The organism is Nocardia sp. NPDC006044 (assembly GCF_042871115.1).
In the GTDB taxonomy this organism is placed as follows: Bacteria; Actinomycetota; Actinomycetes; order Mycobacteriales; family Mycobacteriaceae; genus Nocardia.
On sequence record NZ_JBIAID010000001.1, the window covers coordinates 2,329,452 to 2,341,979 of the forward strand.

Below are 12,528 nucleotides of genomic sequence, written 5' to 3' on the forward strand. Positions count from 1 at the left end.
CATATACCTTCGTGAGCGGGACTTGGCGGAGGCCTTTCTCGCGCTTCGCCTCAGGCAGGTCCCGTTCGGCGTCCGGCCGCGTTCCGTTCGGGACATGGTCGGGGGTCCTTCTGCGATTCGCTTCGGTGGGGTCCCATTCGATCCTGCATGTCTCCGCGAGCGTGGTCTGGCAGTGCGCTGTCGCGCGATTCGCCTCAGTCATGTCCCATTCGATTCCATATACCTTCGTGAGCGGGACTTGGCGGAGGCCTTTCTCGCGCTTCGCCTCAGGCAGGTCCCGTTCGGCGTCCGGCCGCGTTCCGTTCGGGACATAGTCGGGCGTCCTCTTGCGCTCCGCCTCGGTGAGGTCTCATTCGATTCGGCATGCCTTCGTGAGCGGGACTTGGCGGGGGCCTTGTCGCTCTTCGCCTCAGGCGCGTCCCGTTCGGTGTCTGGCTGCGTTCCGTTCGGGACATGGTCGGGGGTCCTTCTGCGATTTGCTTCGGTGAGGTCCCATTCGATTCGGCATACCTTCGTGAGTGGGACTTGGCGGTGGTCTTTCTCGCATTTCGCTTCAGGCAGGTCCCGTTCGGTGTCCGGCTGGGTTCCGTTCGGGACATGGTCGGGGGTCCTCTCGCGTTTCGCCTCGGTGAGGTCCCATTCGATCCTGCACGTCTCCGCGAGCGTGGTCTGGCCGAGCGCTATCGCGGGATTCGCCCCAGTCATGTCCCATTCGATGCCGCATACCTTCGCGAGCGGGACTTGGCGGAGGCCCTACTCGCACTTCGCCTCAGTGAGGTCCCGTTCGGTGTCTGGCTGCGTTCCGTTCGTGACTTGGTCGGGCGTCCTCTTGCGCTTCGCCTCGGTGAGGTCCCACCTGGTGTTAGCTCGTGTGCCGAACGGGACGTGGTGGAGGTGGTTCTCGCGATTTGCCTCGGGTAGGTCCCGTTTTGTGTCGCATGCATGGTCGAGCGGGACGTGGTGGAGGGCTCTCGGGATTTGCCTGGGTGGGGGTTCAGGCGGGTGCGGGGTGGAGGGGTTTTGCGAAGCGGGTTGGCCTGTGTCTCGGTTGGTTCGGGCGGATTCGGGGCGGGGTGGAGGGTTTTGGGTGGTTTGTCTCGGTCCGGTGGGGGTGGGATGGGGGAGACTGGCGGGATGCGCGTGGTGGTGGTTAATCGGGGTGAGGTGGCGGTTCGGGTTTTGCGGGCGGCTCGGGAGCGGGGGTGGGGGTCGGTGGCTGTGTTTTCCGCTGAGGAGCGGGATGCGTTGCATGTTCGGTTGGCGGATGACGCGGTGCAGCTTTCGGGGGTGGGGGCGGCGGCGTATCTGGATGTCACGGCCGTGGTGGGGGCCGCGCGGAAGGCGGGGGCCGGGGCGTTGGTGCATCCGGGGTATGGGTTTCTCAGTGAGAGTGCGGAGCTTGCCGCTGCTTGTGCGGCGGCCGAACTCGTCTTCGTGGGACCGGCGCCGGACGTGTTGCGGACCTTCGGGGACAAGATCGCCGCGCGGGGAGCGGCGGAGCGGGCGGGGGTGCGGGTGCTGGCGGCTACGTCGAGTGGTGCGGGGGTTGCCGAGATCGCGGATTTGCTTGCCGCGCACCCGGATGGGGTGATGGTGAAGGCGGCGGCCGGGGGTGGCGGGCGTGGGATGCGGGAGGTGCGGGACGCGGTATCGCTGGGGGAGGCGTATGAGCGGTGCCGGGCGGAGGCATTGGCAGGGTTCGGGGATGACACGGTGTACGCGGAAGCGCTGGTCGCGGATGCCCGGCATATCGAGGTGCAGGTGGTGGCGGACGGGGAACGCGCCCTCGCGCTCGGCGACCGGGATTGCAGCGTGCAGCGGCGGCATCAGAAGCTGATCGAGGTGGCGCCGGCGCCCGATCTGGTTGCGGCGCTTCGGGAACGGCTGCACGACGACGCGGTGCGCCTGGCGGAATCGGTGGGTTGCCGCGGCGTGATCACCGTCGAATTCCTGGTGCGCGGTGACGAGGCCTGGTTCCTCGAGGTGAACCCGCGTCTCCAGGTCGAGCACACCGTGACCGAGGAGGTGACGGGCGTGGATCTCGTAGCGATCCAACTGGATCTGGCCCGAGGCCGCACTCTCGCCGAGCTCGAGCTGCCGGCCGGACCACCGCGCGGCTATGCCGTGCAGGCCCGGGTGAATGCCGAAATCGTCACCGCGGGTGGCGATGTGCTGCCCAGCACCGGTGCCGTGGCACAGTTCTCCGCGCCGACCGGCGTCGGCGTGCGCGTCGATACCGCCGCCTACACCGGTATGCGGCAGGGGGCACAGTTCGATTCACTGCTGGCCAAGGTGATCGCCCGCGCTCCATCGTATTCCGCCGCACTGCGCCGCTGTTCGGACGCATTGGCCGAAACCGTGGTCGTCGGCATCGATACGAACGCGGCGCTACTGCGCGCGGCAGTGGACGAGCTGTCCGCCCGGACCGCGGTCTCGACCGAGTGGTTCGAACAGAATCTGCCCGAACTCCTCACCCGGGCAATCGATTACGCGCCCGCACCGCATCTCGAACCGGCCGCCGCGGCGGTCCCGGAATCCGTGGACCTGCAAGACGATGAACAGACCCTTCGCTCACCGATGGGCGGCACCGTGGTCAGTCTCGTCGAACCCGGCACCGTCGTCGCGGCCGGTGCCGAGGTCGCGGTCCTGGAGGCCATGAAGATGCAGCACGTACTGCGCGCCGAACGATCGCTGCTCGTCCGGCGGCACGTCGCGGCACCCGGCGCAACGGTGGATCCGCATGCGCCCCTGCTGGTTTGGACCGAGGCGGACCACGACGGAACGGTCGCCGACATCGCGGCCGTCGACCTCGACGCCGTCCGCCCGGACCTGGCCGAGGTGCGGGACCGCCATCGCGTGGGCCTGGACGAGGCCCGCCCGGCCGCCGTCGCCAAACGTCACCGACTGGGCCGGCGCACCGCCCGCGAGAACATCACCGACCTCGTCGACGACGACAGCTTCGTCGAATACGGAGCCCTCGCCGTCGCCGCTCAGCGGCTCCGCCGCAGTCCCGAAGACCTGATCGCGAACACCCCCGCCGACGGCCTGATCGGCGGCGTCGCCACCGTCAACGCCGACCGCTTCGGCCCCGATCACACCCGGGTGGTGGTGCTCTCCTACGACTACACCGTGATGGCGGGCACCCAGGGTTACCGCGGTCACGCCAAGACCGACCGCATGCTGGAAATGGCTGCCGCCCAGCAGCTTCCGGTGATCTTTTTCACCGAAGGCGGCGGCGGCCGTCCCGGCGATACCGACACCGGCGGCATTTCCGGCCTCGACTTCACCACCTTCCACACGATGGGCGCGCTGTCCGGCCGAGTCCCGTTGATCGGCATCGTGTCCGGCCGCTGCTTCGCGGGCAACGCGGCCCTGCTCGGCATGTGCGACGTGGTGATCGCGACGCCCGACGCGAACATCGGCATGGGTGGCCCCGCCATGATCGAGGGCGGCGGGCTCGGCGTCTACGCTCCCGAGGACATCGGCCCGATCGAGGTCCAGCGTCGTAACGGCGTCGTGCACATCGTCGCCGCCGACGAGGCCGAGGCTGTCCGCATCGCCAAGCGCTACCTCGCCTATTTCCAAGGCCCAGTGGATGACTGGACCGCGCCCGACCCGCGCCTGGCCCGCCACGTGATCCCGGAGAACCGGCTGCACGCCTTCGACATCCACGCCGCGATCGAAGCCGTAGCCGACGTCGATTCCGTTCTCGAACTGCGCCCCGACTGGGCCGTCGGCATCGTCACCGCCCTGATCCGCGTCGAGGGACACACCTACGGCCTCATCGCCAACAACTGCCACCACCTCGGCGGCGCCATCGATGCGCCCGCCGCGGACAAGCTCAGCAGCTTCCTGCGCCTGTGCGGAGTCCACCGGCTGCCGATCGTATCGCTCTGCGACACACCGGGTTTCATGGTCGGCCCGGACGCCGAAAAGGACGCCACGGTAACGAAGTTCAGCCGCCTCTTCATCGACGCGGCCGCGCTGTCGGTCCCCTGGGGCACCGTCATCCTGCGCAAGGGCTACGGCCTCGGCGCCCAGGCCATGGCCGCAGGCTCCTTCCGCGCGCCCCGTTTCGTCATCGCCTGGCCCACCGGCGAAATCGGCGGCATGGGCCTGGAAGGCGCTGTCCGCCTTGGCTTCGCGAAGGAACTCGCCGCCATCGAAGACCCCGTCGAACGACAGGAGGCCTTCGACAACATGGTCGCCCTCGCCTACACCACCGGCAAAGCCCTGACCGCCGCCACCCTGCTGGAACTGGACGACGTCATCGACCCGGCCGACACCCGCCGCTGGATCCGCACCCTCCGCTGACTACCGAAGCGCGGTTTCCAAGGCGTCCACCAGGTTTCGGGCGCGCAGGTCCACCGCGCCCTCGACGATGTAATTGGTGATGTACGCGAAGGCGAGGTTGCGTTCGGGATCGGCGTAGCCGAGTGAACCGCCACGACCGGGATGCCCGAAGGTATTCGGGCCGCCGAGGGTGAGATCGGCGATGGGCAGCATGAATCCGGTGGCATAGCGATCCGGCAGCATGATGACCCGGTCGAGGCCGCTGGTCTGTTCACGGATGGCGGCGGCGAGGGTCGCGGGGGTGAGCAGCCGCTTGCCGTCGACCTCGCCGACCAGCGACGCATACAACCGGGCCAGCCCGCGCGCGGTGCCGATACCGTTGCTCGCCGGTATCTCCGCGGCCTGCACCGCGGGCGAGTTGAAGTCGATGTCCGGTGGATCGGTGATCTGAAAGGCCCGGTTCGCCAGCGACTCCGGATCGCGCATCGCCGCGACCATCGGCCGCAGCTGTTCCGGGATCAGCTCATCCGGCACCGAATCCAGATCCGGCTTCGGCGCGAACACTAACCGGCTGACCCGATCCCGTTGCGCCGCAGGCAAACCGATGAAGAAGTCGATGCCGTACGGCCCCGCGATCTCCTCGGCCAGGAACTGCCCGGCCGTCCGCCCGGTGCTGCGGCGGATCACCTCGCCGATCAACCAGCCGAAGGTGCGCCCGTGATAACCGTGATCGGTGCCGGGCGTCCAGTTCGGCGTCTGCGCGGCGAGCGCGTCGACCATCGGCGTCCACGCCAGCGCGTCGTCCAACGGCACCGGCTTGTCGATCGCCGCGAGTCCCGCCTGATGCGTCAGCAACCAGCGCACCGGAATCTCACCCTTGCTCGCGGCCGCGAATTCCGGCCAATACCGGGCGACCGGCGCGTCCAAGTCGAGCAGACCGCGCTGAACCAGCAGATGCGCCGCCGCCGTGACCACCCCTTTGGTCGCCGAGTAGACCAGCGCAAGCGTGTCGCGCTCCCACGGCCGCCCGGCATCGGGATCGGCGAGTCCACCCCACAGATCGACCACCGGCCGCCCGTCCCGATATACACACACGGCCGCCCCGATATCGCCCTGATCAGCGAAGTTCGCGGCAAATGCGTCCCGCACCGCCTCGTAACCGGGGGCAACCGTTCCGTCGATCGTCATGAGCCCCAGCATGTCATGCGCCCAGCCGCCGCCGCATCGAACTTTTCCCGGATGTCCGAGAATGGTCGGCAGCGCCGACGTTCCTGATGAGCGGCACCACCGAGGGTGCCGCCGACCCGGAGGAGTTGCGATGAAATACATGATCCTGAGCTACGGCTCGCAGCAGGACTACGACGGCCTGTCCGGCAAGGACACCGGCAAACCCGCGTGGACCGCCGAGGAGGTCGCGGCCATGGTCCAATTCATGACCGATTTCAACAACAGCCTGGAGGAATCCGGCGAACTGGTCGAAACCCGCGGCCTGGCCGAACCCGTGCACACCCGGCGGATCGGCGGCAAGGGCGGCGCGTTCGTCACCGACGGACCGTACGCGGAGACCCAGGAGGTGCTGGCCGGCTACTGGATCGTCGAATGCGAGAGCTTCGACCGCGCCACCGAGATCGCGGCCCAGCTCGGCAAATGCCCGGCGCCCGCACATGTCGCGGACACGGCCTATGCCGATGTACGGCCGGTCGCCGAGGCGGCGCCCGAGTTCGGCTGAGATGCCGAATCATCAAGTGGCGGACCTGCTGCGCGTCTCGGCGCCGCAGGTCCTCGCCGCGCTGGTCCGCCGCTACGGCCACTTCGACACGGCCGAGGACGCGGTGCAGGAGGCGCTGCTCGCCGCGGCGACACAGTGGCCCGGCCAGGGCATCCCCGACAACCCACGGGCCTGGCTGATCACCGTCGCGTCCCGTCGGCTGACCGATCTGCTGCGCAGCGAGCAGGCCCGCAAACAGCGCGAGGAGACCGCCGCCCGATGGGTGCTGCCGCAGGACTGGCTGACCCCGCCCGCCGACCGGCAACCGACAGACTCCGACGACACGGTGATCCTGCTGTTCCTGTGCTGCCACCCGGCGCTGTCGCCGCCGTCGGAGGTCGCGCTCACCCTGCGCGCGGTCGGCGGCCTGACCACGGCCGAGATCGCCCGCGCCTTCCTGGTCCCCGAACCGACCATGACCAAGCGCATCAGCCGGGCCAAGCAGACGATCAAACACAGTGGCGTCCCGTTCGCTCCGCCGGCCCTTGGCGAGCGCGACGCCCGCCTCGCCGCGGTGCTGCACGTGCTCTACCTCATCTTCACCGAGGGGTACGCCGCCACCTCCGGTGCGAGCCTGCACCGCGTCGAATTGTCCACGGAGGCAATCCGGCTCACCCGCCTGCTGCACCGGTTGCTGCCCGGCGACACTGAGGTGGCGGGGCTGCTCGCGCTGCTGCTGCTCACCGACGCCCGCCGGGAGGCGCGCACCGGACCGGGCGGCGAACTCATCCCGATGGAAGACCAGGATCGCCGGCGGTGGAACGCCGCCTTCATCGCCGAGGGCATCGCGCTGATCACCGCGTCGCTGCCGCGCGGTGTCCCCGGCCCGTACCAGCTCCAGGCCGCGATCGCCGCGTTGCACGATGAGGCGCCGAGCTACCCGGACACCGACTGGCCGCAGATCATGCTGCTCTACGAGCGCCTACTCGCCCTGGTCGACAATCCCATGATCGCGCTCAACCACGCCGTCGCGGTATCGATGGCCCGCGGACCACACGCGGCGATGAAACTCGTGGACGATCTGGAAGCCGACGGCCGCCTCGCCGACGACCACCGTCTGCACGCCGTGCGCGCCCACCTGCTGGAAACCACCGGCGACACCGCGGCCGCGCGCGCCGCGTATCTGCTTGCCGCGCAACACACCCTGAGCATCCCCCAGCGGCGCTACCTGCATGCCCGCGCCGCCCGCCTGCCGGGGGAGACCTCGGGCTGAACCTGTCGGTACCGCCCGGAATACTCGACCGCTGTCGCCGCACGAACCGTTACCAGGAGGACCGGAATGCCCCGCGAGCTCGAAGACCTGCCCTACGCGCGCCACCTCGCGGCCTGGGAGGGCGAGCTCGAGCCGGAAGGCGACTACGACTGCGTGCACCTCGACGGCGCCGAACTCGACGACATCGAGCTGCAGAACGCCCGCTTCAACGAGTCCGCGCTGACCTCGCTGGCGTTCCATCGCGGCAGCCTGCGGCACACCAGGTTCGTCGACGTCTGGCTGCGCAACGTCCGCTGGATCGGCACCGAGCTCGCCGACACCGGCTGGCAGGACGGCGAGGTCATCGCCGGCGCCATGTCCGGCGTCGACCTGGCGGGCTCCCGCCTGCGCCGCGTGCGCTTCGAGGGCTGCAAGTTCGATTCGGTCAACTTCCGCACCGCCCACCTGCGTGACGTCACATTCGTCGAATGTGTCCTGCGCGACTGCGATTTCGGCGACGCCACCCTCACCGACGTCACCTTCCCCGGCTCGACCCTGGAGAGCATGATCCTGAACCGGGTGAAACTCACCAAGGTCGACCTCCGCGGCGCCCGAGCCCTCGACATCACCGAGGGCCTGGACTCCCTGCGCGGCGCCACCATCGACAACGGCCAGCTGATGGAACTCGCTCCCGCTTTCGCCCGCCACCTCGGCCTTTTGGTCAAGAACTCCTGATACGGTCGAGATCTCGACCCATCCGTTCCAGTAGCGGTGACGAAGACGTATCCACAAGCGGCGGGGACGAATAGAAGGACAACTGATCCCCGCTGGCTGACCTACTGCGTGCGTCCTCGTCGGCATTCGGCGGGACTCGCCCGGGGGCTAGTCGTCCGAGTCGACCCGGGCGATCGTCGCCGCCACTCCGTCGAGGACGATTTCCAGGCCGAACTCGAAATCGTCGTGGCTGGGGTCCGGGGTCGATGGCGGGGGTGCGGATTCGAAGAGGCCGGAGTGGAAGATTTCGGACGCGTCCGGAAAGAGCTCCGGGTCGACCAGGCGGGCCATGTGCCGGGCGTAGTTGCGGTTGGTTTCGGTTTCGTCGAGACCGGTTGTGCGCCTGCCTTGTTCGAGTTGCTGGGCGAGCAGGTCGGCTTGGCGGACGTAACCGCTCACCACCATGACGATGCCGACCTTCGCGCCCGCGTCGAGGCCGGTGGGGCGCAGGGCGCGCAGGCCGGCGTCCATCCAGCCGATGGTGCTGGGTCCGCTCGGCGGGCCGGAGATCGGCAGCTGGGTCAACCAGGGGCGCTGCCGGTGCACGGACCAGAGGGCGAAGGCCCACTCGCGCAGCGCTGAACGCCAATCCTCGGCTGGGGCAGGGAAATTCGGGGGAGGGCCGGTGCCGGCGTCGCCCATGAGGACGAGCAGTTCTTCCTTCGAGCCGATGTGGCGATAGAGCGACATCGGTGTGACGCCCAGGGTTTCGGCGATCTTCGGCAAGGTAGCCCCGGACAGCCCGTCGCGGTCTGCCAATTGCACGGCGGTATGCACGACCCGCTCGACATCGAGCCCAGCGGGACGGCCGAGCCGCGGACCGGTGGGCAGGCGCCACAGGCGGACCAGCTCGCTCGGCGGGGTGTCGTCGACCATCGTCCGGTTCGCCTCCTCAGCGCTTGTGCTCGAACGGCGGGAAGATTAGCATCCGCCTTATAGTATAAGAGATACACTAAAGAGAAAAGGGCTCGGTCGCCGCGTATCGAGCGGAGATCGATCGGCGAAAGCGAGGGGCCATGGACGGCACAATCATCCGACGAACCACCGGCACGGCAGGACTGGTCGCTACGCTCCTGATGCTCGTCGAGCTACCGCTGTACTTCGTCTACGCGGGCCCGCCGCCGGATTGGAACATCCTCACCCGCAGCATGTTCGGGCTCATCGGCAACGTCCTGCTGGTGGCGTTCATGATCGGGCTCCCGCATCTGCTGAACGAACGCGGCCCGGCGTACGCGTGGATCGGCTCGATCAGCGCGGCCGCGGGCCTGATGTGGCTCACGGTCACCAGCGTCGCCACCTGCCTCGAGGTCGGCGCGACCATCGCCGCGCCCGATCCGATCGACCCGACCATCGCCGTGACCGGCACATACATCCTCTACGGCTCACTGTCGAAGCTGCTGATCGCGTTGTTCCTGATCGCCTTCGGCTGTGCGATCGCGGGCACCGCGCTGTTGCCGCGCTGGACCATGTGGACGGCCTTCGGCCTGGCCGCCATCCATCTGATCTTCGTGCCGTCCATGTTCTGCGGAAACGATCCGGCGAACTTCTACGCGGCCAACGGCTGGGGCACCACGGCGTCGACCGGCGGCCTGACCATCCTCTGGCTGCTCGCGGTGAGCATCACCCTGCTGCGCACGCCGAGACGCCGGACTTCGTGACCGGCAGCGCCTGATTCATCCCGCCGATCTCGGTGATCTGCCGGCCGGAATCTCGGTCGACCGTGACTGTGCAGGTGGCGGTCACCGGGCCGGCCTGCGGGTTCCGCATATCCGAGATGGCCAGGCGCACAAACGCGTTCACCGTGTACACGCCATTGTTCCGCGCGGTGACCATGCTGGACGAAATGCTGCCGCGCATTCCGTGAGCAGTTCGCCGTTTCGCACCACAGATCGCCCGCGCATTGATAGATTTCGCCAAGCCGTCCGGTACGGCGAATTCGATGAGGAATGCGGGTACATGTTCGACCGGGAATTTCTGCGCAGCACGTCGGGTGTTCGCGTGCTGATCGCGCTCGCGGAAGAGCGTGGAATGTCCATTACGGAATGCCTGTCCGGTACCGGGCTGTCGGCCACCGATATCGAGTGCACGGCCCGGCAGGAACTACTTGTCGTGCGTAATCTGCTCGGCCGCTTCGGCGCCGAGGCGGCGCTCGGGGCGGAAGCGGGGCGCAGAGCCGAAATTCCATTGTCCGGCCCCTGGGCGCTCGCGCTGCTGAGCAGCCGCACGGCACGGGACGCGCTCGATGTAATGGCGCGCTATCTGGACCGCGCGTTCGTTTCCGGCCGGTTCCTGGCCACCGAATCCGGCGGTGTGCTGCGATTGCGGCTCGACGATTCCGAATGCCCGTCGGACCTGCGCGTATTTCTGGCCGAGCGAATCATCGCCGCGCTCGGCGCAATCGGCGGCGAGCTGTTCGACACCGGAATTCCGCCCGCCCGAATCGAATTCCGCCGTCCGCCGCCCGCCGACCCCGGCGGCTATCGCGAAATCTACGGCGTCGAAACGATTTTCGGCGCGGATACCGACGCGGTGTCGTTCGACGGTCGCCGGCTCGACCGGCCGATACCGGCAACGAATGAACGGGCGCGCGGTGCGTGCGCGCAGCTGTGCCGCGATCTGCTGGATCGGCACCGCACCCGCGCCGGCGTCGCGGGCGCGGTCCGCGATCTGCTCGTCCGTGACCCCGGCGTCATTCCCGACCAGATCGCGGTGGCCAATGAGCTGTTCATGAGCCCGCGCACCCTGTCGCGGCGACTCAACGAAGAGGACGCGTCGTTCCGCGGACTGCTCGACGAGGTCCGGCAGTTGCTGTCGGAGCAACTGCTCGCCCACACGGATCTGACCACCGAGCAGGTCGCCGCCCGTCTCGGCTACGCCGAGGCCGCGTCCTTCATCCGGGCCTTCCGCCGCTGGAAAGGCTGTCCGCCGCAGGAGTTCCGGCTGCACGGGGGTCGCGCGCTCGCGCCCGTCGCCGCAGGCGTCCACTAGCCCCGTGCACGTGGAGTTCCAAGTGGAACGAAGCGGACCGCACGGTGTGTTGGCAGTGGCAGACGGGCCGGATGCTGCAAGTATGCTGCCATGTCGATCAGCGCCCCGGTTGCGCCGAGTGTTCCCAAGACGATGCGGCAGGCCACGGTGCTGGCGGTCTGCTGCGCCGCCGTGGTGATGGCGAACGTGGACACCACCGCGGTCAACGTCGCGCTACCCGCGATCGGTCGTGATCTCGACGGCTCGGTGGCCGGTGCGCAATGGGTGGTCGCGGCCTACACGCTGACCCTGGCCTGCCTGCTGACGCTGTCCGGCTCGCTGGCCGATCGGATCGGCAGGCGGACCGTCTTCCAGCTCGGTCTTGCCATATTCGCCATGAGTTCGCTGGCCTGTAGTCTCGCGCCCTCGATCGGCTGGCTCATCGGGTTCCGGGTGGTGCAGGCGGTCGGCGGTTCGATGCTGACTCCGGTTGCGATGGCGATCATTTCGGCGGTGTTCACCGAGCCGGGGCAGCGGGTCCGGGCGATCGGAATCTGGAGCGGGTCGATCGGGATCGGCATGGCGGCCGGCCCGGTGATCGGCGGATTCCTGGTCCACGCGATCGGCTGGGAAGCGGTGTTCTTGATCAACGTGCCGATCGCGGCGGTCGCGCTGGCACTCACCTTCCTGGTCGTCCCGCAGTCGAGATCCGAGCGGCCGCGCGCGCTCGATCCGCTGGGGCAACTGCTGGTGATCGGTGTGCTCGGGCTGCTGGTGTTCGCGATCATCGAAGGGCCGCACCGCGGTTGGCTCGCGCCGGTGACGGTGGGCTGCTTCGCCGGGTCGGCGGCCTGCCTCGGCGTGCTGCTGCGGTACGCGCCGCGGCATCCGCATCCGCTGATCGATCTGCGGGTGTTCCGGTCGGCCCCGTTCACCGGCGCGTTCGTGATCGCCATCCTGGCGTTCGCGGCGCTGGGCGGGTTCCTGTTCCTGAACACCTTCTATCTCCAGGAGATCCGGCACGACTCGCCCCTCGCGGCGGGGCTGGCGCTGGTGCCGATGGCGGTGGCCATGTTCGTGTTCGGGCCGATGTCCGGCCGGATCGTCGCGCGCCGCGGCGCCCGCAGCGCGCTGAGCGCCGGAGCGGTGCTGGCGACCGTCGCGGCGGCGGTCTTGACCGCGACCTTCGACGGCGGCGGAAACCTGCTGCTGCTCATCGGTTACGCGCTGTTCGGCGCGGGCATCGGCTTGATCTACACACCGATCACCGCGACCGCGGTGGCCGGGCTGCCCGCCGCTCAGGCCGGGGTCGCGGCCAGCCTGGCAACCACGTCCCGGCAGATCGGTCAGTCGCTCGGCGTCGCGGTCATCGGATCGCTGATCGCCAGCCATCCCGGCGCCCTCACCTCGGCCGCCGCCTTCCGGCCGCCTGCTCAGCTCGGCTGGCTGACCATCACCGGGCTGTGCTTCGCCGCCCTGCTCGTCGCCCGAATCAGCACCGCGCCCAAGCTGGTTCGCGCCGACGTCTGAAATC

General features: G+C 68.6%; 9 protein-coding genes. 7 read left to right on the forward strand and 2 right to left on the reverse strand.

What is annotated here, in order from left to right; translation table 11 throughout:
* The first annotated feature begins 1,134 nt into the window (after positions 1-1,134).
* The gene (locus ACFYO1_RS10970; RefSeq protein WP_387229308.1) at positions 1,135-4,314 is read left to right on the forward strand and encodes a carboxyl transferase domain-containing protein; all 3,180 of its coding nucleotides are present in this window, start codon (positions 1,135-1,137) and stop codon (positions 4,312-4,314) included.
* Here the strand turns inward: ACFYO1_RS10970 and ACFYO1_RS10975 are convergent, their stop codons facing one another.
* Complete coding sequence (locus ACFYO1_RS10975) at positions 4,315-5,481, reverse strand: serine hydrolase domain-containing protein (RefSeq protein ID WP_387229310.1); 1,167 nt, start codon at positions 5,479-5,481, stop codon at positions 4,315-4,317. It abuts the gene before it with no gap.
* A 130-nt stretch (positions 5,482-5,611) separates the two neighbouring features.
* On the opposite strand from ACFYO1_RS10975, the gene ACFYO1_RS10980 reads away from it, so the two are divergent.
* The 3 genes from ACFYO1_RS10980 (at position 5,612) to ACFYO1_RS10990 (ending at position 7,988) form a co-directional block, all read left to right on the forward strand.
* Positions 5,612-6,022, forward strand: a complete 411-nt coding sequence (locus ACFYO1_RS10980; protein ID WP_387229312.1) for a YciI family protein — start codon at positions 5,612-5,614, stop codon at positions 6,020-6,022.
* Between the two features lies 1 nt (position 6,023).
* Positions 6,024-7,274, forward strand: a complete 1,251-nt coding sequence (locus ACFYO1_RS10985) for an RNA polymerase sigma factor (protein WP_387229314.1) — start codon at positions 6,024-6,026, stop codon at positions 7,272-7,274.
* A 66-nt stretch (positions 7,275-7,340) separates the two neighbouring features.
* Positions 7,341-7,988: a pentapeptide repeat-containing protein gene (locus ACFYO1_RS10990; RefSeq protein ID WP_387229316.1), complete on the forward strand. Its 648-nt coding sequence runs from the start codon at positions 7,341-7,343 to the stop codon at positions 7,986-7,988.
* A 147-nt stretch (positions 7,989-8,135) separates the two neighbouring features.
* Here ACFYO1_RS10990 and ACFYO1_RS10995 read toward each other — a convergent pair whose 3' ends face one another.
* Entirely contained in the window at positions 8,136-8,903 is a 768-nt protein-coding gene (locus tag ACFYO1_RS10995; protein ID WP_387229318.1) for a TetR/AcrR family transcriptional regulator, read from the reverse strand.
* A gap of 140 nt (positions 8,904-9,043) precedes the next feature.
* Between ACFYO1_RS10995 and ACFYO1_RS11000 the strand changes: the two genes are divergently transcribed.
* The 3 genes from ACFYO1_RS11000 to ACFYO1_RS11010 all read left to right on the forward strand — a co-directional run bounded on the left by ACFYO1_RS11000 (position 9,044) and on the right by ACFYO1_RS11010 (position 12,524).
* A complete protein-coding gene (locus ACFYO1_RS11000) occupies positions 9,044-9,685 on the forward strand; it encodes a hypothetical protein (RefSeq protein WP_387229320.1) in 642 nt (213 codons plus the stop codon).
* Between the two features lie 298 nt (positions 9,686-9,983).
* Entirely contained in the window at positions 9,984-11,015 is a 1,032-nt protein-coding gene (locus ACFYO1_RS11005; RefSeq protein ID WP_387229322.1) for an AraC family transcriptional regulator ligand-binding domain-containing protein, read from the forward strand.
* Between the two features lie 90 nt (positions 11,016-11,105).
* A complete protein-coding gene (locus tag ACFYO1_RS11010) occupies positions 11,106-12,524 on the forward strand; it encodes a DHA2 family efflux MFS transporter permease subunit (RefSeq protein WP_387229325.1) in 1,419 nt (472 codons plus the stop codon).
* Positions 12,525-12,528: the final 4 nt, after the last annotated feature.